We start from the raw sequence: 18091 nt of genomic DNA, 5'->3' as shown, positions 1-18091 counted from the left end.
CTTCACCGTAGCCGTCGATCGGCTGCCGGACAACTAGGTACACCGATTCGTACCCGGCACGGCTAGGCTGGGGCCGTGGACGAGGTGGAGAAGGGCCCTCTGGGGCAGCGCCGCGGCCGGGGCGCTCGTGAGCGGATCCTCGGCGCGTCGCAGGAGCTGTTCCGCGACCAGGGCATCAACCGCACCGGCATGGACCAGCTGTGCGCGACGGCCAAGGTGTCCAAGCGGACGGCGTACCAGCACTTCGGCGGCAAGGACGAGCTCGTCGCCGAGTACCTGCGCCGGTTCGACCCCGAGGTGATGTCCGGGGTGTTCGACCGCACCGACCTCACCCCGCGCGAGCGCCTCCTCGCCGCCTTCGAGCTGCCTGCGGCCACGCCCCTGTGCCCCTACATCGGGGCGGCCGTGGAGCTGCACGACCCCGGGCACCCCGCATCCGTGTACGCCCGCGACTACAAGACCGCTGTGGCCGCGCGCTTCGCCGAGACCGCCCGCGAGGCCGGCGCCGCTGATCCCGAGCAGCTCGGCGAACAGCTGGCGCTGCTCCTCGACGGAGCGGCGGCCCGCACCCGGGTCCTCGACCGTGAGTCGTTCTCGACCGCCGCCGCCATCGCCACCGTCCTGATCGACGGCGCCGTCCCCTCGCCGCCGAGCCGCCGAGCCGGCTAGAGCCCGCTGACGTCGACGACGGTCTCCTGGCCGCCGGCCCGCCGCACCTCGCAGTCGTAGTAGCCGCGGTCGGGCCCGCCGGCCCGGGTGAAGTCCACCTCCCCGGACACGTGGAAAGTGCCGTTCCGGTCGCTCCCCGCGGTCCTCGTGACGAGCGGTGGGTACCGGTCGAGGTCGATGTCGGTCGTCCCCGTGCCGAGGCGGGCCGTCACGGCCGCGTCGCACGCCTGCGTGACGGCGCGCTTGGTCGCCGCGGCCCCGAGCCCGGTCGCCAGGGCGACGGCTCCCCCGACCAGGACCAGAGCCACGACGGCGACGAGCACGACCGCCCAGACCGGGAACCGACGAGGGCGTGCAGGTGCGGGGATGCTCACCCCGACAGGCTGCTCGACCGCGCACGTCCGGGGATCCGCCGGCCCGCACCGTTGCCCGATCGTGACGCACCCGGGAACGCCGCAGGCCCGGTCACCGTGAGGTGACCGGGCCTGCGGGACGAGCGGAGGTGCGGGGTGCTACTTGACGCCGCCCGCGGTGAGGCCGGCGACGATGCGGCGCTGGAAGAGCAGCACCGCGACCAGGAGCGGCACGGTCACGATCACACCGGCGGCCATGATCGTGCCGTACGGGGTGTCGAAGCCGGTCGTGCCGGTGAACTTGCTGATCGCCACGGTGGCGGTCTGCCGGTCCTGGGCCTGCAGGAAGGTGAGCGCCAGCAGGTACTCGTTCCAGGACCCGATGAACACGATGATCGCCGTCGTGAACACGCCGGGCGCCGCGAGCGGCAGGATCACCTTGCGGAAGGCGACCCCCGGGGTGCAGCCGTCGACCATGGCGGCCTGCTCCAGCTCCACGGGGAGCTGCTTGAAGAAGGCCGTCAGGTTCCAGACCGCCAGCGGCAGCCCGAAGCTGAGCCCCGGGATGATGACGGCCTGGTAGGTGTCGATCCACCGCGGGAACCACTGGAACGGCTCCGTGCTGGAGAACATCTTCAGCAGCGGCGGGATCAGGACGACGATCGGGAACATCGAGCAGGCCATGATCAGCCAGAGGACCGCGCCCTTGCCCTTGAAGGTCAGCCGTGCCAGCGCGTACGCCGCCACGATGCCGAACAGCAGGGTGAGGATCGTCGTCGTGCCCGAGACGATCAACGAGTTGATCAGCGACCGGCCGAAGTTGTTCTGACCGGCGAAGACACCCGTGAAGTTCTGGACCGAGATCGGGTTCGGGATGAACTCCGTGCTCCGGCCCTGGCTCGGGTCGCGCAGCGCGGACACGATCATCCAGTAGAACGGCAGGATGCAGTAGAGGACGATGACCGCCATCCCGACGTAGGAGGCGACCATCCCCACCCGGGCCTTCGGGCTCTGCTTCTCCCGGGCCAGCGCCGCGACCTCGTCGGCCGAGAGCGTGCTCTGCGTCTGCGGAGGCGTGGTGGTGGTAGCCATCAGTGCGCCCCTCCCATCATCTCGAGACCGGGCGCAGCCGCGTCGGGGGCCTTGCCGTCGTTGCCGGAACCCTTCTTGCCCTTCTTCTTCTTCGGCATGCCGGTGTCACCGATCACGTCGGCGCCGAGGACCTTGACGAAGAGGAAGGCGATCAGCAGGACGTAGACGAACAGCACGATCGCGTAGGCCGCGGCGGGGCCGTACCGGGTCTGCGTCGCCTCCAGGTAGGAGAACACGGAGACCGTCTCGGTGCGGTACTTGCCGAAGCCGATCATGCCGGCGGGCAGGTCGAACATGCGCAGGGTGTCGAGGGTGCGGAAGAGCACCGCGACGACCAGCGTGGGCTTGACCAGCGGCAGCGTGATGCGCGTGAACTGCTGCCACACGGTGGCCCCGTCCACCTTGGCCGCCTCGTAGACCTCGGCCGGGATCGTCTGCAGGCCCGCGAGGGTCAGCAGGCCGATGAAGGGCGCGGTCTTCCAGGTGTCGGCGATGACGACGGCCCAGAACGAGGCCCCGGTGTCGGCGGTCCAGAGGATCTGGCTGCCGATGATCCGGTTCATGACGCCGTCGGCGTCGAAGATCAGCTTCCACATGAGGGCCGACACGATCGTCGGGATGGCCCACGGCACGAGGATGCCGGCCCGGACGAGCCCACGGCCCCGGAACGCCTTGGACATGATCAGCGCCATCGCGACGCCCAGGATCGTCTCGAGGATGACGCAGACGATCGTGATGGCCGTGGTGTTGAGGAACGCGTTGACGAAGCGGTCGTGGGTGCCGAAGGAGCCCTGGACCGGGTTCGTCCCGGCGAAGATCGACGTGAAGTTGCCGAGCCCGACGAAGCGCTCGCCGCCAGCGACCATGCCGGTGGTCGGGTCGACGCCGTTGTTGGTCTGGAAGAACGACTCCCGGATCGACATGACCACCGGGATGCCCGCCACCACGAGGATGACGAGCAGGGTCGGAGCCAGGAGGATGTACGCGAGCCGGCCCTGGCCGTCGCTCAGGGCGTTCTTCTTGTGCTTGTGACCGTCTTCCTTGACGGTCGTGACGCGTGGCTCCGCCGTGGCAGTCGCCATGCGGTCACCTCCCTTGGTGAGAAGACCCGCGGTCCCCGGCCCGGCTGAGCCGGACCGGGGACACGAAGGACGAAACCGGTTGTTACTTGATCAGCGTCTGCAGCTTGGTCTGCAGGCCCTGGAGCGCAGCGGTGGCGTCGGCCGTGCCGCCGCCCGCGCCGGTCTGGATGGCGCCGTACGCCGCGTCCTGGATGGCCAGGGTGACGTCACCGTACTCAACGGCCTTCGGGCGCGGGATCGCACCCTGGATCGACTTGAGCTGGGTCGGCATGAAGGGGAACTTCTTGACCAGGTCGGAGTCGGTGTAGAGCTTCTCCAGCGTCGGCGACTGCGAGGTCGCGAGCGTGTTCGACTTCTGGATCTCCTCCGAGGCCATGAACTTCACGAAGTCGACGGCCGTGCCCTTGTTGTCGCCGTTGGTCGTGATCGCCAGGTTGTGCCCGCCGAGGCTCGAGACGCCCGGGCCGGTGATGCCCGGCAGCGGGGCGACGTCGAACTTGCCCTTGACGACGCTGTCCTTGTCGCTCTGGGCCAGGTTGTACACGTAGCCCCAGTTGCGGTGGAAGATCAGCTGCCCGGCCTCGAACGCGGTACGACCGTTCTCCTCGCGCCAGGTGACGGCCGCCTTGGGGATGTCGCCGTTCTTGAACCAGTCGGCCAGCGTCTGCAGGCCCTTGGCCGCCTCGGGCGTCGCCACATTCGGCTTGCCGTCGTCGCCCACGATGACGCCGCCGGCGCTGTGCACGGCCTCGTCGAAGTTCACCGTGAGGCCCTCGTACTTGTCGTACTGGCCGGCGAAGCAGTCGAGCTTGCTGTTGTTCTCGCCCGCCTTGATCTTGTCGCAGTCGGCCTTCATCTCGTCGAAGGTGGTCGGCGGCGCGGTGATGCCGTACTTGTCGAGCAGGTCCTTGCGGTAGTACAGGAGCCCACCGTCCGAGGTCGACGGGTAGGCGTAGAGCTTGTTGAAGTACGTGGCGCCGGTGACGGCGGACTGCAGGAAGCCGGTCGTCGGGAACTGGTCGGCCGGCAGCGGCACGACGTAGCCCTTGGCCGCGAACTCCGAGGTCCACACGACGTCGACGCTGATGACGCTCATGGCCGGGTTCTTGATCTGGGTGTTCTGGATCATCTGCTGACGCTGCTGGTCGGCGGAGTCCGGGAGCTCGTGGAACGTGACCTGCCCGTTGGGGTGCTGCGCGTTGAACTGGGCGATCAGCTTGGGCAGGTTGCCGGAGCTGTCCTTGCCCTGCCAGTACTCGATGTTGCCCTGCTTGGAGAAGTCGACCGCCGGGGCGGAGGAACCGGTGCCGGAGCCGGTGCCGGTGCTGCTGCTGCCGCAGGCGGCGGCCACGAGCAGCGCGCTGAGGGACACGGCTGCGACGGCAGCTCGGCGCCCAGAACGTACGAAACGCATACAGGCCTCACTTCATTGTTGAGAACGCACCCGTATCGGGTGGTGTGCTGTCGAGCCACACTAGGGGCTCTGCATCACACCAGCACAAGCCGTACAACGATTTCGTCAAGATCGTTATGGAACCCGTAACACGGCGAACGGGCCCGAAGGAAGACCCGGAACCAGGCCGGATCAGAAACTATCTGCGGTCCGCCGACGTCGCCGCACTACTTAATCCTTTTAGCGACGAATCGCGCAGAAGAGCCCGGACGACGGGCCGGACGTCAGCGCCGGCGAACAGCCCAGACGTCAGCGCCGGCGACGGGCGAGGAGCGCGCGCAGCGTCAGCACCACGGTGATGGTGCCGGCGACGACCGAGGCGAGCTTGACCACGTGGTCGGTGCGGACGTCGCCGCGGGAGTTGAACAGGTAGGCGCGCGCGTCCTCCTTGCGGGCCTGCACGGCCGCCTGGATCCGCCCGACCGTGCGCTCCTTGATGCGCTTCGGGTGCACCTCGTCGATCAGCTCCGAGATGGACGCGGCGAGGCGGTCCCGGTTGGCGCCGAGATCGGCCTCGATCTCCGACTTCGACCGACTGGTGAGGCTGGGGCCGCTGGGCTGGGTCGCCACCTGTCCTCCTGACTGCTCGCGCGTGGGACCGACCGCGTCACCGCGGTGGTGCGTCGCAGCCTAGTGGTTGTCGGTGCGGCCGGGTCACTAAGGTTCGGGTCATGACGCGACTGGACGCCGGCGACCCCGCCCCCGCCTTCACCCTCCCCGACGCCGACGGCCGCGAGGTGTCGCTCGCCGACTACGCCGGCAAGCGCGTGATCGTCTACTTCTACCCCGCGGCGCTCACCCCGGGCTGCACGACGCAGGCCGTCGACTTCACCGCCGCGATCAACGACCTCGGGAACGCGGGCCTGCACGTGCTCGGCGTCTCGCCCGACGAGCAGGCCAAGCTCACGCAGTTCCGCGAGCGCCAGGCCGTCGCCTTCCCGCTCCTGTCCGACCCGGACCGGACCGTCCTGGGCGCGTACGGCGCCTTCGGGGAGAAGCTCCTCTACGGCAAGCTCGTCGAGGGCGTCATCCGCTCGACCTTCGTGGTCGACGTGGACGCCAAGGGCGCCGGGACCGTCGCCGTCGCGCAGTACAACGTGCGCGCCGCCGGCCACGTCGACAAGCTCAAGCGCGAGCTCGGCGTCTGACCGCCCGCGGGCGGCGCGCCACTAGGCTCGTCGTCCGAGCCGGAGTGGTGGAACGGTAGACACGCAGGATTTAGGTTCCTGTGCCCGCAGGGCGTGAGGGTTCGAGTCCCTTCTCCGGCACCCACCAGCCCTCGGGACGCACGTACGACACGAAGGCGTACGCCGGGGTGCCGTCGGCCTCCCCGTGCTCCTCGCGGGCCGCCTCCCGCCAGACCGCCGGGTCGACGGCCGGCAGCAGCACCGAGCCCTCCGGGTCGAGCGCGACCTCGGTGAGCTCGAGCCGGTCGAGCCGGTCCCAGGTGGCGGCGTAGACCTCGCCGCCGCCCGCGACCCAGACGGTCTCGGCCTCTCGACCGACGGCCTCGTCCAGCGCCCAGGCGATCGTCGGCGCGGTCAGCACGCCCTCGCCGCGCCACATCCGGTCTCGGGTCACGACGATCGTCGTGCGGCCCGGGAGCGGCCGCCCGATGGAGTCGTACGTCTTGCGGCCCATGACCAGCGTGTGGCCCAGCGTCAGCTGCTTGAAGCGGCGCCAGTCGGCCGGGATGCGCCAGGGGATGTCGCCGTCGGAGCCGATCACGCCGTTCCGGGCGACCGCCGCGATCCCGACCAGCGCGGGAGTGCTCACGAACGCCTCATACGGCGATCGGCGCCTTGATCCCCGGGTGCGGGTCGTAGCCCTCGATGCTGACGTCGTCGAGGGTGAAGCCGTCGATGTCGTGGACGTCGGGATTGAGCACCAGCCGCGGCAGCGGGCGGGGCTCGCGGGTCAGCTGGAGCCGGGCCTGGTCGAGGTGGTTGACGTAGAGGTGGGCGTCGCCGAGCGTGTGCACGAAGTCGCCGACCTCGAGCCCGCACACCTGCGCCACAAGGTGGGTCAGCAGGGCGTACGACGCGATGTTGAAGGGCACGCCCAGGAACACGTCGGCCGAGCGCTGGTAGAGCTGGCAGGACAGTGCGCCGTCGGCGACGTAGAACTGGAACATCGTGTGGCAGGGCGGCAGCGCCATCTCGTCGAGCTGGCCGACGTTCCAGGCGCTGACGAGGTGGCGGCGCGAGTCGGGGTTGGCCTTGATCCCGCGGATCACCTCGGCGATCTGGTCGACGTGGCGCCCGTCCGGCGTGGGCCAGGACCGCCACTGGGAGCCGTAGACGGGCCCGAGCTCACCGTCGGCGTCGGCCCACTCGTCCCAGATCGTCACCCGGTTGTCGCGCAGCCACGCGACGTTGGTCTCGCCGCGCAGGAACCACAGCAGCTCCGCGACGACCGACCGCGTGTGCACCTTCTTGGTCGTGAGCAGCGGGAAGCCCGCGCTCAGGTCGAAGCGCATCTGGTAGCCGAAGGTGCTCAGCGTCCCGGTGCCGGTCCGGTCGCCCTTGGCCACGCCGTGGTCGAGCACGTGGCGGACGAGGTCGAGGTAGGTCTTCATCCCTGCACCTCCTTCGCGAGCTCGTCGAGCAGCACCGGCACCATCGCCCGGACCGCCTGCCCGCGGTGGCTGATCCGGTCCTTGTCGGCCGGCGGCATCTCGGCCGTGGTGACCGCGTACCCGGTGGCCACGAAGAGCGGGTCGTAGCCGAACCCATTCTCACCGACCGGGGCCCGGAGCAGCCGGCCGTCCATCCGGCCCGTCGTCGTGCGCTCGCGGCCGTCGGGCAGGACGAGAGCGACGGCCGCCTCGAAGTGTCCCGTCCGGTCGGGGTCGTCGACGTCGTCGAGCTGGGCGAGCAGCAGAGCGTTGTTGCTGGCGTCGGTCGCGTCCGGGCCGGACCAGCGGGCCGACCGGACCCCGGGCATGCCGTTGAGGACGTCGACCGCCAGCCCGGAGTCGTCGGCCAGGGCCGGGAGGCCGGTCGCCGCGACGCACGCGCGCGCCTTGAGCAGCGCGTTGCCCACGAACGAGCGCTCGGTCTCCGCCGGCTCGGGGTAGGGCGGCAGGTCGCCCAGCCCGAGCACCGTGACGTCGGCGCCCGCCGAGGCGACCAGTCGCCGCAGCTCGACCAGCTTCTTCGCGTTGTTGGTGGCCAGGACGACGGTGCGTCCGGCGACGTTCGGGGCCACGCTCAGCCGGCGAGCGCCGCGCGCTGCAGCTCGGTGAGGCGCGCGGTGCCCGCGACGCCGAGGTCGAGCAGGGTGTCGAGCACCTGACGGTCGAACGGCTGCCCCTCGGCGGTGCCCTGGACCTCGATGAAGCGGCCTGTGCCGTCGGTGACGACGTTGAGGTCGATCTCGGCCACCGAGTCCTCGGAGTAGGCGAGGTCGAGCATCGGGGTCTCCCCCACCACACCGACCGAGACGGCGGCGACGGAGCCGGTGAGCGGCTCGCCGTTCAGGGCGTTGCGGTCCCGCAGCCAGCTGACCGCGTCGGCCAGGGCGACGTACGCACCGGTGATCGAGGCCGTGCGCGTGCCGCCGTCGGCCTGCAGGACGTCGCAGTCGAGGACGATCGTGTTCTCGCCGAGTGCGCGGTAGTCGATCACCGCGCGCAGGCTGCGGCCGATGAGGCGGCTGATCTCGTGCGTGCGCCCGCCGATCTTGCCCTTGACCGACTCGCGGTCGTTGCGGGTGTTCGTGGCCCGCGGCAGCATCGCGTACTCGCTGGTGACCCAGCCGAGCCCCGAGCCCTTGCGCCAGCGGGGCACGCCCTGGGTGACGCTGGCCGCGACGAGCACGCGCGTCTGGCCGAACTCCACCAGCACCGAGCCCTCGGCCTGGCCGAGCCAGCCCCGGGTGATCTTGACCTCCCGGAGCTCGTCGGGTCGGCGGCCGTCAGCGCGGGTGGTCATGGGGCCTGAGCGTAGGCGGCGCCTCCGACAGAAACCCAGCCAGACGAGGGCCCGGGGTCAGGGACCGACGTCCCAGACCCCGCCGGTGACGGCGAGCGAGACCGGGCCCGGGAAGTGGGGCCGCGCCTCCGTCAGCACCTGACGGGGCTCGTGCCACGGCGGGACGTGCGTCAGGAGCACCTCCCCGACGCCGGCCCGTCGCCCGGCGTCGGCCGCCTGCGCGCCGGTCAGGTGGACCCCGGACTGCAGGTCGGGGCCGGTCAGGAACGCCGCCTCGACGAGGAGCAGGTCGACCCCGTCCCCGTCCTCGCCGCGGGCGAGGTCGACGAGGGCGTCGCACGGGCCCGTGTCGCCGGAGAAGACCAGCGACCCCCCGCCGCTGATCGTCTCGGTGAGGCGGACCGCGTACGCGTCGACGGGGTGGTCGACCCGGGCGGTGGCCACGCGGAAGGGACCGACGGTCTGCTCCGGGGCCCAGGTGCGGTAGTCGAACCACTCCGCGATCGACGTCCCGGGCTCGGCCGGACGGTCCTCGCGCGGGGCGACCTCGTACGCGCGGGCCAGCCGCTCCCCCGCCCCGGCGGGCGCGTAGACGGGCGGGCGCGGCCAGGGCGCGGTGGCGGAGTACCGGCCGGCGACGTACGCGCCGCACAGGTCGAGGCAGTGGTCGGGGTGCAGGTGGCTGAGCGTGTAGGCGTCGATCGTGCGCGGGTCGACGTAGCGCTGGAGCGCGCCGAACGACCCGGGCCCGAGGTCGAGCACGAGGCTGAAGGTGCGGCCCTCGTACGGGGCCTGGACGAGGTAGCAGGAGGCGGGCGAGGCGGGGCCCGAGGTGGACCCGCTGCAGCCGACGACCGTGAGGCGCATCAGAAGAGCTGCTCGACGTCGCTGACCAGGCCGTTCATGAGCCGGGCCCCGAGGCGCTCGAAGGCCTCCGGGTTGCCGGTGGTCAGGAAGCGGTGGGTGCTCGCCCGCGGCTCGCCGTGCGTCAGGCCGCGGCGCGTCAGCTCGGCGTAGACGGCCTTGGCGCCCTCGTCCGCGCTCGAGACGAGCGTGACCTGGTCGCCGAGGACGAGGGAGATCACCCCGGTCAGCAGCGGGTAGTGCGTGCAGCCGAGCACGAGCGTGTCGACGCCGGCCGCTCCGCCGAGCAGGGCCAGGTACTCCTCGGCCGCCGCGAGCAGCTCGGGACCACCGGTGATGCCGGCCTCGACGAAGGGCACGAAGCGGGGGCAGGCGACCGTGGTGACGTCGATCGTCGGGGCCGCCGCGAAGGCGTCGTCGTAGGCCTGCGACGTGGCCGTGGCCTCGGTGCAGATGACCCCGACGCGACCGTTCCGGGTGGCGGCGGCGGCGCGCCGAGCCGCGGGCGAGATGACCTCGACGACGGGCACGGAGTAGCGCTCGCGGGCGTCCCGGAGCACGGCGGCGCTGGCCGCGTTGCAGGCGATCACGAGCGCCTTGACGCCCTGCTCGACGAGGTGGTCGAGGCACTCGAGCGCGTACTCGCGGACCTCCGCGATCGGCTTGTCCCCGTAGGGGCACCGGGCCGTGTCACCGAGGTAGACGATGTCCTCGTACGGCAGCAGGTCGATGACGGCCCGGGCCACCGTGAGCCCCCCGAAGCCCGAGTCGAAGATGCCGATCGGAGCCTCGGTCCCGGGTGGCGTCACGGTGGGTGATCCTAGTGGCGCGGTGCCCCGCGCAGGTCAGCCCTGGGGGCAGCAGAGCTCGAGGTTGATGTCGTCGGGGTCCTGGAGCGACAGGATGACCATCGACCCGATGTCCTGGATCTCGCCGTGCGTGACCCCGTCTTCCTTCAGCCGCTCGGCGGCCTGGTCGAGCTCGGCGCGGGTGTCCACGAGCAGGCCGAGGTGGTCCAGACCGACGCGGGTCGAGGCGAAGCGGTCGCCGGGCTCGGCCACCGGGCGCAGCCCCAGCACCTGGTCGCCGAAGGAGAAGACGACGCCGCCGTAGAACTTCGTGCGGTCCTCGCTCACGCCCGGCTGACCGAACTCGTCGGAGAAGTCGATCACCGGCTCGCGCCCGAGGAGGGTGGTGTAGAACGCCTTCGACCGGGCGATGTCGGTGACGGTCAGGCGCAGGTGGTGGATGCCGCTGGGGACGACGGGTTCGACGGATGACTGGCTCATGAACCCAGTCTGCGTCCTCCCGACGTCGTCCACCGGCGGAGTCCAGTCGCGCGCGACCTTTCTTGGGCTGAACCTGGGCCTAGGCCCAGACCTGGGTGTCCAGGTAGTCCTCGGTCGAGTCGAGGTCGGTGTTGTACGCGCCGGTCGAGAGGTACTTCCAGCCCGCGTCGCAGATGATCAGCGCGATGTCCGCGCTCTGCCCCGCCTTGACCGCCGCGGCGGCCTGAGCGAGTGCAGCGTGCACGATCGCCCCGGTGGAGAGGCCGGCGAAGATGCCCTCGCGCTCCAGCAGCTCGCGGACGCGGCGTACGGAGTCGCGGGCGCCCACAGAGAAGCGGCGGTCGATCATCGTCGCGTCGTACAGCTCGGGCACGAAGCCCTCGTCGAGGTTGCGCAGGCCGTAGACGAGCTCGCCGTAGCGGGGCTCGGCGGCGATGATCTGCACGCCCGGCTTCTGCTCGCGGAAGAACCGGCCGATACCCATCAGCGTGCCGGTCGTGCCGAGACCGGCGACGACGTGCGTCACGGTCGGCAGGTCGGCGAGGATCTCGGGGCCGGTGGTGCGGTAGTGCGCCTCGGCGTTCGCGGGGTTGCCGTACTGGTAGAGCATCACCCAGTCCGAGTGGTCCGCGGCGACCTCCTTGGCCACGCGGACCGCCTCGTTCGAGCCGCCGGCGGCCGGGGAGGACACGATCTCCGCGCCCCACATCGCCAGGATCTGCTTGCGCTCGACGGACGTGTTCTCCGGCATCACGCAGACCATCCGGTAGCCGCGGACCTTGGCCGCCATGGCCAGCGAGATCCCGGTGTTCCCGCTGGTCGGCTCGAGGATCGTCGCCCCGGGACGCAGGCGGCCGTCGGCCTCGGCCGCGCGGATCATCGCCAGCGCCGCACGGTCCTTGATCGACCCGGTGGGGTTGCGGTCCTCGAGCTTGGCCCAGAGCCGGACGTCCTCGCTCGGCGAGAGCGAGGGCAGCCCGACGAGCGGGGTGTTCCCGACGGAGTCCTCGAGGGAGGCGTAGCGCGTCAGCGCGAGCCCCCGGCGACGGCGGGGAGGACGACGACGACGTCGCCGTCGGCGACCGGCGAGCTGAGCCCGCCGCTGAAGCGGACGTCCTCGTCGTTGACGTAGACGTTCACGAAGCGACGCAGGCTGGTCGAGGTGTCACCCGCGTCCACGATGCGGCTCTTGAGCCCGGGGTGGCGGCCCTCGACGTCGTCGATGACCTCCGCGAGGGTGGTCCCCTGCCCGGAGACGGCCTTCTCGCCGCCCGTGTAGTTCCGCAGGATCGTCGGGATCCGCACCTCTACCGCCATCGCACGCACCCTTTTCTACTTGCTTCTGCTTGCCGATCAGATCCCCGAGTCGAACGCCCCGCCCCGGGGGGCTATTCCGGGTCGAGCACGTCCGCGACGTCGGCGACGAGCTCGATCTCCTCCTCGGTGACCACGCCGTCGAGGATCCGGAACGACCGGACCGACACGGGCCCGGGCTCCCTCCCCGACTCGGCGGTCGAGACCAGGACGTAGTGCGCCTGCGGCTCGGCCGCGTACGCGACGTCGGTCCGCGACGGGTAGGCCTCGGTCGCGGTGTGCGAGTGGTAGACGACGACGATCTCCTCGTCGTCGTCCCACATCTGCTTCGCCACCGCGAGCTGCTCGCTCGGGTCGAAGCGGAAGAAGGTCGGCGAGCGGTCCGCGTTGATCATCGGGATCAGCCGGACCGGGGTGTCGGAGCCCTCGGGTCCCCCGATCACCCCGCACGCCTCGTCGGGGTGGTCGGCACGGGCGTGGGCGACCATCCCGTCCACGAGGGCCTGACCGATGCGCAGCACGGGACCAAATCTAGGCGGCGGGGCGCCAGCCGAGCAGCGGTCCCAGATGCGTGGCCATGTCGGTGAGGATCTGGACGTAGTCCTCGGGCTCGAAGGTGAACGGCAGCGCGAACGCGACCTCGTCCACCTCGCGGAACGCGACGTCGGCCCGGAGCTGGGTCGCGAGCTCCTCCGACGTCCCCACCAGGTCGGGGGCGAAGAGCATCTTCGCCGGGCCCTGCGGCGTCCGGGTCCGCTCGAGCCGCGAGGCCGCGTACGCCTCGTACTTCTCGCGCTGCGCGGGGGTCGCCGAGTCCGTGGGCAGGACCACGAGGCCCTGGGAGACCCGGGCGTCGTCCCCCGCGGGGTGGGCCGCGCGGAAGGCCCGGATCTGCGCGAGCTGGAGCGCGGCGAAGTCGTAGCCGCCCTCCGGCTCGTCCTCCCCGCCCTCCCACTTGAGCACGCTGCTGGTCAGCAGGTTCATCGCGTGCTCGCCCGCCCAGGTGGCCGAGCGCAGGCTGGCGCCGCCGTACCAGAGGCGCTCGCGCAGCCCGGCCAACTGCGGCTGCACCCGGTCGGAGAACACCTCGATGCCCCGCGTCCCCGAGAACGTGCTCGCCTGCGCCCCCGACACGAAGGCCAGCAGCCGCTCGACGCGGCCGTAGCCGAAGTCCTCGACGTCGGCCGTGTCCGGGTAGAGGGAGTCGCGGACGTCGTCCCACGCCATCGGCGGGCCGACGCTGACGCCCGGGTTGAGCCGCCCGCCGGACAGCACGTCGACGGTCGCGAGGTCCTCGGCGAGGCGGAGCGGGTTCTCCCAGGCCAACGGGATGACGGCTGTGCCCAGGTCGATCCGGGAGGTGCGCTGGGAAGCGGCGGCGAGCACGGCGACGGGCGAGGAGATCCCGTGCTGCAGGTGCCGGTCGCGCAGCCACGCGCTGTCGAACCCGAGCCGCTCGCCGAGCTCGATCATCTCCAGCGTCACCGTGTGGCCGGGGCCGGGGTCGGCGGCGTCGAAGAGCCCGATGGTGAGGAAGCCGAGCCGCCGCAGCGGTCGGTCCCGGGTCGGCTCGACAGGCTCGGCAGGCATGCCCTGAACGCTATCTCGCGGCTCCCTCCGCCGGGGTGGTCGCCAGACCTAGGCTGAGGTCGTGGCCTGGGCACCCCGGTGGCTGCGCGCCCGGCCGGCGGTCCTCGTGGACCTGCCGCCCTCCGCGCCGTCGGTCGACGAGCGGGCCCGGCTGCGCCGGGTGGCCGCCGAGGCGGTGATCCTGCAGGACCGGGCCGAGGCGGTGCTGGTCGCCGTGCGCACGCACGGCCATCTCGGCACCATCGCCCCGCTGGGCGGCCCGCTCGTCCGCCGGTTCTTCGCGCTGCGCGAGGAGCTGCCGGAACGCTGCGTCGACCCGGACGACGAACGCCTCCGGAACGTCCTCGACGTCGCCCTCCACAGCCACGCGCTGGTGGTCGCGATGAGCATGGACCTCCTCGCGTACGAGTGGCGCTCCCCCCGGCTGCTCGACGTGGTCAGCCGGATCGAGGGCCTCGGGGCCGCCGGGGTGGCGCTCGACGCCGCGTACGCGGAGCTCGCGTACCCCGCCGGAGCGCGTCCCGCCCAGCCCCTGGCGGGCTGACCGCGCCGGGGGCAGACTCCCGAGCATGACCGTCTGGATCTGCCGGACCTGTGCCGTCGAGCAGCCCGACACCGTCGCCCCACCCGGGTCCTGCGCCGTCTGCAGCGACGACCGGCAGTACGTCCGTCCGGACGGCCAGCGCTGGACGTCGATGGTCGAGCTGGTGGCGGAGGGCCATCGCGGGTCGGTCGCCGAGGTCGAGCCGGGTCTGCACGGGATCACGGTCTCCCCCGGCGTCGGGATCGGGCAGCGGTCGCTCCTCGTCCGGACGCCCGCCGGGAACCTGCTGTGGGACCCGACGGGCTACGTCGACGACGCCCTCGAGGCGGCCGTCCGGGAGCTCGGCGGGGTCGCGGCGGTCGCGTCGAGCCACCCGCACATGTTCGGGGCGCAGGTCGAGTGGGGCCGGCGCTTCGACGCGCCCGTGCTGGTGCAGGACGCGGACCGGTCGTGGGTCCAGCGGGAGGACCCGTGCATCCAGGGCTGGGGCGAGTCGGTCGAGGTGCTGCCGGGCGTCACCCTGCACCGGATCGGCGGGCACTTCCCGGGCAGCGCCGTCGCGCACCTCGTCGGCGCGGACGGGTGCAACGTGCTCCTGACCGGCGACACGGTCGCCGGGACACCCGACGAGCACTGGGTCTCGTTCATGCGCAGCTTTCCCAACCAGCTTCCGCTGTCCGCCGCCGTGGTGGGCCGGGTCGCCGACCGCGTCCTCGCGCTCGACTTCGACCGGCTCCACGACAACTTCGGCGGGCGGGTCCTGGCCGACGCGCACACCTGGGTGGAACGTTCCGCGGAGCGCTACATCGGCTGGGTCCGCGGCGACTTCGACCACCTGACGGAGCCCTGACCCCCACGAGGCAGCCTGACTAGGCTCGGTCGATGGACGACTTCCGGTTCGGCCTGGCGGGGCTCGACACCGAGGTGGCGGACGTCGACCTGGAGGTCCGCGGAACGCTCCCGGCCTGGCTGCGGGGCACCCTCGTCCGCAACGGCCCGGGCCGGTTCAGTGCCCAGCCGGGCGGACGCGGCGAGCAGGCGCACCACTGGTTCGACGGCCTGGCGATGCTCCAGCGGTTCCACGTCCGGGAGGGTCGCGTCAGCTACGCGAACCGCTACGTCCGGAGCCCGGCGTGGCGCGCAGCCTCCGAGACGGGGGCGTACGCGTACGCCGAGGTGGGCACGGTCCCCACCCGGTCGTGGGCCGAGCGGGTCCGCCGCTTGGGGCGGCCGCCCGAGACCGGGACGAACGCCGTCGTGAACGTGCTGCGGATCGGTGGTCGGCACGTCGCGGTCACCGAGACGCCGGACGCGATCCCGTACGACCCGCTCACGCTCGAGACGCTCGACCCGATCGGTTACGCCGACGACCTGCCGGGCGACTGGGCCTGCGCCCACCCGCACCACGAGGCGGACCGCGGCGGGGCGGGGCGCGGAGCGCTGACCGGCTTCACGATCGAGTACGGGCGCCGCAGCACCTACCACGTGTACGAGCTCGCCGACGACAGCCTGGAGCGCCGGCTGGTGGCGAGCGTGCCGGCGGGGCGGCCGGCGTACATGCACTCGTTCGCGCTGACGCCGAGGTTCGTCGTGCTCGTGGAGTACCCGCTCGTCGCGAACGCGCTCTCGCTCCTGGCCGGGCGCTCCCTCGTCGACAGCTTCGACTGGCGCCCGTCGCTCGGCACGCGCTTCACCGTGGTCGAGCGGGCCAGCGGCGCGGTCGTGTGCCGCAGCGTCGCCCCGGCCTTCTTCTGCTACCACCAGGTCAACGCGTTCGAGGACGACGGGGCGCTGCTCGTCGACCTGCCGTCGACGCCCGGCGAGCAGGCGATGCACCAGTTCGACCTCGACGCCCTGCGCGGTCCCGGTCCGCGCACGCCGGCCGGGGAGCTGCGCCGCTACCGCGTGCCGCTCGACGGCGGGCCGGTGACCTACCGGCTGCTGAGCACGACGCCGCTCGAGTTCCCGCGGATCGCCTACGAGTCCCGGCTCGGCCGGCCCTACCGCTACGTCTTCGGCGTCGGGACGCCGGGGAGCCTGACGACCTCGTTCTCGGACCGGCTGGTCAAGGTCGACGTCGAGGACGGCAGCAGCCGGACGTGGGCGCAGCCGGGCTGCTGGCCGGGCGAGCCGGTCCTCGTCGCCGACCCGTCCGGGCACGAGGAGGACGCGGGCGTCGTGCTCTCCCTCGTCCTCGACTCCCGGACGCGTACGTCGTTCCTGCTCGTCCTCGACGCGGCCACGTTCCGCGAGGTCGCCCGGGCCAAGCTCCCGCACGCGGCACCGCTGGGGTTCCACGGGCAGTGGTACGCGGGCTGAGTCAGCACCTCGGCTCGAGCACGCCGTCCGCCTGGCAGTAGAGGGTCGGCCCACCCGGCTCCTCGGCCACGAGCGCGCGGTCGCCGGTCGTCCGCAGCACGGTCCCCCGCGGCAACCGTGTCGCCGTCCCGTCCGGCCACGCCCCTGGCGCGACCCGCCAGCCGTTCGGGTTGTCCATCTCCCCGATCGAGCAGGTGACCGTTCCGGTCGCGTCCCCCAGGACCCAGTCGGGTCCGTCGTCCACCTCGACGTACGTGCGGCCCGCCCAGGTCACGACGTCGGCGAAGTCCTCCGCCGCGTTGGTCGTCCCCCTCACCAGAGCTGGGCAGGCCGCGTCGACGACGACCGGGACCTCGCGGTGCGTGAGCCAGAAGGCGACGGACGCGGCGGCCAGGACGACGGCCGCGAGCACCACCACCAGCACCCGCCCGCGCCGTTTGGTCACGTCTCGATCGTCGTCCTCCGGTCCAGACGGCGCCAGCCCGGGCGGTGATCGTGATGGAACCGGTTCCGCCCTGCGTGAAGGCGCTGGCCACGGGCGCCGCGGGTGGGGTTCAGTCGAAGCGTGCGGATCCTGGTGCTGGGCGGGACGGCGTGGTTGAGCCGTGAGGTGGTCCGGCGGGCTCTGGCGGGCGGGAACGCGGTGACGTGCCTCGCCCGGGGCACCTCCGGCTCTCCGCCTTCGGGCGCCACATGGGTCGAGGCCGACCGGACCTCGCCCGCCGCGTACGAGGCCGTCGCATGCACGTCCTGGGACCTCGTCGTCGACGTCGCGCGCCAGCCGGGGCACGTGCGCGGGGCGGTCGGGGCGCTCGCCGGGCGCGCGGCGCACTGGGTGTTCGTGTCGTCCGGGAACGTCTACGCCGACCACCGCACGGTCGGCGCGGACGAGTCGGCGACGCTGCTGCCGCCGCTCGCGGGGGACGTCATGACGGACATGACCGTCTACGGCGAGGCCAAGGTCGCGTGCGAACGTCTCGTGCTCGACGCCCTCGGTACGGACCGTGCGCTGGTGGCGCGGGTCGGGCTGATCGGCGGTCCGGGCGACGAGTTCGACCGCACGGGGTACTGGCCGGCGCGGTTCGCGGACCCGTCCGGCAGCGACGGGTCGGTGCTGGTGCCGGACGAGCCGGACCTGCCCACGTCGGTCGTCGACGTCCGCGACCTCGCTGCGTGGCTGCTCGACGCGGGCGCTCGGCGGCTCACCGGGACGTACGACGTGGTCGGGCCCAGCCTGGGTCTGGCCGAGCACCTGGACGTCGCGCGGCGGGTGGCCGGGCACACCGGCCCGGTCCGGGCGGCGTCGCCGGCCTGGCTGCTGGAGCAGGGGGTCGAGCCGTGGATGGGGCCACGGTCGCTGCCGCTGTGGCTCGCCGACCCCGACTGGCGCGGGTTCAACGCCCGCGACGGCGCCCGGGCCCGCGCCGCGGGGCTGGTGACGCGGCCGCTGACGGAGACGCTGGCCGACACCCTCGCGTGGGAGCGGACGCGACCGCCGGACCGCGTCCGACGGGCCGGGCTGACCGCCGACGAGGAACGGGCGCTGCTGGCCGCGCTGGAGGCCACCGGCGGCTGACCGTACGGGGT

The 18091-nt window shown here is 72.1% G+C and carries 23 protein-coding genes and 1 tRNA gene; 7 read left to right on the top strand and 17 right to left on the bottom strand.

The genetic code is table 11. From position 1 onward, the window contains the following. Positions 1 to 75: 75 nt before the first annotated feature. On the top strand, positions 76 to 669 hold the full coding sequence (locus FHX39_RS04215) for a TetR/AcrR family transcriptional regulator (RefSeq protein ID WP_183336934.1): 594 nt from the start codon (positions 76 to 78) through the stop codon (positions 667 to 669). Here FHX39_RS04215 and FHX39_RS04210 read toward each other — a convergent pair. The 5 genes from FHX39_RS04210 to FHX39_RS04190 form a co-directional block, all read right to left on the bottom strand. Beyond that, a complete protein-coding gene (locus FHX39_RS04210) occupies positions 666 to 1043 on the bottom strand; it encodes a hypothetical protein (protein WP_183336933.1) in 378 nt (125 codons plus the stop codon). The two genes, FHX39_RS04215 and FHX39_RS04210, sit on opposite strands and share 4 nt — an antisense overlap. 138 nt (positions 1044 to 1181) lie before the next feature. Further along, on the bottom strand, positions 1182 to 2114 hold the full coding sequence (locus tag FHX39_RS04205; RefSeq protein WP_408631479.1) for a carbohydrate ABC transporter permease: 933 nt from the start codon (positions 2112 to 2114) through the stop codon (positions 1182 to 1184). Beyond that, on the bottom strand, positions 2114 to 3196 hold the full coding sequence (locus FHX39_RS04200) for a carbohydrate ABC transporter permease (RefSeq protein WP_183336932.1): 1083 nt from the start codon (positions 3194 to 3196) through the stop codon (positions 2114 to 2116). Before FHX39_RS04200 ends, FHX39_RS04205 begins: the two co-directional genes overlap by 1 nt. 82 nt (positions 3197 to 3278) lie before the next feature. Continuing rightward, the gene (locus FHX39_RS04195; RefSeq protein WP_183336931.1) at positions 3279 to 4568 is read right to left on the bottom strand and encodes an ABC transporter substrate-binding protein; all 1290 of its coding nucleotides are present in this window, start codon (positions 4566 to 4568) and stop codon (positions 3279 to 3281) included. Between the two features lie 330 nt (positions 4569 to 4898). Beyond that, complete coding sequence (locus tag FHX39_RS04190; RefSeq protein WP_183336930.1) at positions 4899 to 5219, bottom strand: DUF3618 domain-containing protein; 321 nt, start codon at positions 5217 to 5219, stop codon at positions 4899 to 4901. 101 nt (positions 5220 to 5320) lie between these two features. Here FHX39_RS04190 and bcp point away from each other — a divergent pair, with 101 nt between their 5' ends. Then, positions 5321 to 5797: a thioredoxin-dependent thiol peroxidase gene (gene bcp / locus FHX39_RS04185; RefSeq protein WP_183336929.1), complete on the top strand. Its 477-nt coding sequence runs from the start codon at positions 5321 to 5323 to the stop codon at positions 5795 to 5797. A gap of 38 nt (positions 5798 to 5835) precedes the next feature. Continuing rightward, positions 5836 to 5917, top strand: a tRNA-Leu gene (locus tag FHX39_RS04180). On the opposite strand, the gene FHX39_RS04175 is transcribed toward FHX39_RS04180, so the two are convergent. From FHX39_RS04175 to FHX39_RS04125, 11 genes are all read right to left on the bottom strand, one after another. Further along, positions 5868 to 6377: a dihydrofolate reductase gene (locus FHX39_RS04175; RefSeq protein WP_332836931.1), complete on the bottom strand. Its 510-nt coding sequence runs from the start codon at positions 6375 to 6377 to the stop codon at positions 5868 to 5870. The genes FHX39_RS04180 and FHX39_RS04175 overlap by 50 nt on opposite strands. 55 nt (positions 6378 to 6432) lie before the next feature. Next, a complete protein-coding gene (locus FHX39_RS04170) occupies positions 6433 to 7227 on the bottom strand; it encodes a thymidylate synthase (RefSeq protein WP_183336928.1) in 795 nt (264 codons plus the stop codon). Further along, positions 7224 to 7859, bottom strand: a complete 636-nt coding sequence (locus FHX39_RS04165; RefSeq protein WP_183336927.1) for a non-canonical purine NTP pyrophosphatase — start codon at positions 7857 to 7859, stop codon at positions 7224 to 7226. Before FHX39_RS04165 ends, FHX39_RS04170 begins: the two co-directional genes overlap by 4 nt. A 2-nt stretch (positions 7860 to 7861) precedes the next feature. Then, positions 7862 to 8584, bottom strand: coding sequence for a ribonuclease PH (rph, locus tag FHX39_RS04160; protein ID WP_183336926.1), 723 nt, complete (start codon positions 8582 to 8584; stop codon positions 7862 to 7864). A gap of 57 nt (positions 8585 to 8641) precedes the next feature. Further along, entirely contained in the window at positions 8642 to 9451 is an 810-nt protein-coding gene (locus FHX39_RS04155; RefSeq protein ID WP_183336925.1) for an MBL fold metallo-hydrolase, read from the bottom strand. Beyond that, a complete protein-coding gene (gene murI / locus FHX39_RS04150; RefSeq protein ID WP_183336924.1) occupies positions 9451 to 10257 on the bottom strand; it encodes a glutamate racemase in 807 nt (268 codons plus the stop codon). The genes FHX39_RS04155 and murI overlap by 1 nt, the downstream gene beginning before the upstream one ends. A gap of 36 nt (positions 10258 to 10293) precedes the next feature. Next, complete coding sequence (locus tag FHX39_RS04145) at positions 10294 to 10737, bottom strand: VOC family protein (RefSeq protein ID WP_183336923.1); 444 nt, start codon at positions 10735 to 10737, stop codon at positions 10294 to 10296. Positions 10738 to 10816: 79 nt separating this feature from the next. After that, a complete protein-coding gene (locus tag FHX39_RS04140) occupies positions 10817 to 11767 on the bottom strand; it encodes a PLP-dependent cysteine synthase family protein (protein ID WP_183340893.1) in 951 nt (316 codons plus the stop codon). Beyond that, on the bottom strand, positions 11764 to 12054 hold the full coding sequence (locus FHX39_RS04135) for a MoaD/ThiS family protein (RefSeq protein WP_183336922.1): 291 nt from the start codon (positions 12052 to 12054) through the stop codon (positions 11764 to 11766). The genes FHX39_RS04140 and FHX39_RS04135 overlap by 4 nt, the downstream gene beginning before the upstream one ends. Before the next feature lie 71 nt (positions 12055 to 12125). After that, a complete protein-coding gene (locus FHX39_RS04130) occupies positions 12126 to 12572 on the bottom strand; it encodes a M67 family metallopeptidase (protein WP_332836658.1) in 447 nt (148 codons plus the stop codon). 10 nt (positions 12573 to 12582) lie between these two features. Then, the gene (locus FHX39_RS04125) at positions 12583 to 13641 is read right to left on the bottom strand and encodes an LLM class flavin-dependent oxidoreductase (RefSeq protein WP_183336921.1); all 1059 of its coding nucleotides are present in this window, start codon (positions 13639 to 13641) and stop codon (positions 12583 to 12585) included. A 61-nt stretch (positions 13642 to 13702) separates the two neighbouring features. Between FHX39_RS04125 and FHX39_RS04120 the strand changes: the two genes are divergently transcribed. Genes FHX39_RS04120 through FHX39_RS04110 form a run of 3 tightly spaced genes read left to right on the top strand, consistent with a single transcriptional unit; the run spans position 13703 to position 16504 of the window. After that, a complete protein-coding gene (locus FHX39_RS04120) occupies positions 13703 to 14185 on the top strand; it encodes a hypothetical protein (RefSeq protein ID WP_183336920.1) in 483 nt (160 codons plus the stop codon). Positions 14186 to 14210: 25 nt separating this feature from the next. Further along, positions 14211 to 15035, top strand: coding sequence for an MBL fold metallo-hydrolase (locus tag FHX39_RS04115; RefSeq protein WP_183336919.1), 825 nt, complete (start codon positions 14211 to 14213; stop codon positions 15033 to 15035). A 32-nt stretch (positions 15036 to 15067) separates the two neighbouring features. Further along, positions 15068 to 16504: a carotenoid oxygenase family protein gene (locus tag FHX39_RS04110; protein ID WP_183336918.1), complete on the top strand. Its 1437-nt coding sequence runs from the start codon at positions 15068 to 15070 to the stop codon at positions 16502 to 16504. 1 nt (position 16505) lies between these two features. On the opposite strand, the gene FHX39_RS04105 is transcribed toward FHX39_RS04110, so the two are convergent. Beyond that, the gene (locus FHX39_RS04105; RefSeq protein ID WP_183336917.1) at positions 16506 to 16949 is read right to left on the bottom strand and encodes a hypothetical protein; all 444 of its coding nucleotides are present in this window, start codon (positions 16947 to 16949) and stop codon (positions 16506 to 16508) included. 120 nt (positions 16950 to 17069) lie between these two features. Here FHX39_RS04105 and FHX39_RS04100 point away from each other — a divergent pair, with 120 nt between their 5' ends. Beyond that, on the top strand, positions 17070 to 18080 hold the full coding sequence (locus FHX39_RS04100) for a Rossmann-fold NAD(P)-binding domain-containing protein (protein WP_183336916.1): 1011 nt from the start codon (positions 17070 to 17072) through the stop codon (positions 18078 to 18080). The last annotated feature ends 11 nt before the right edge of the window (positions 18081 to 18091 follow it).

This window comes from Microlunatus antarcticus, assembly GCF_014193425.1.
GTDB lineage: Bacteria > Actinomycetota > Actinomycetes > Propionibacteriales > Propionibacteriaceae > Microlunatus > Microlunatus antarcticus.
The sequence above is the reverse complement of the archived record's forward strand: the minus strand, read 5'-3'. Positions and strand labels throughout refer to the sequence as shown.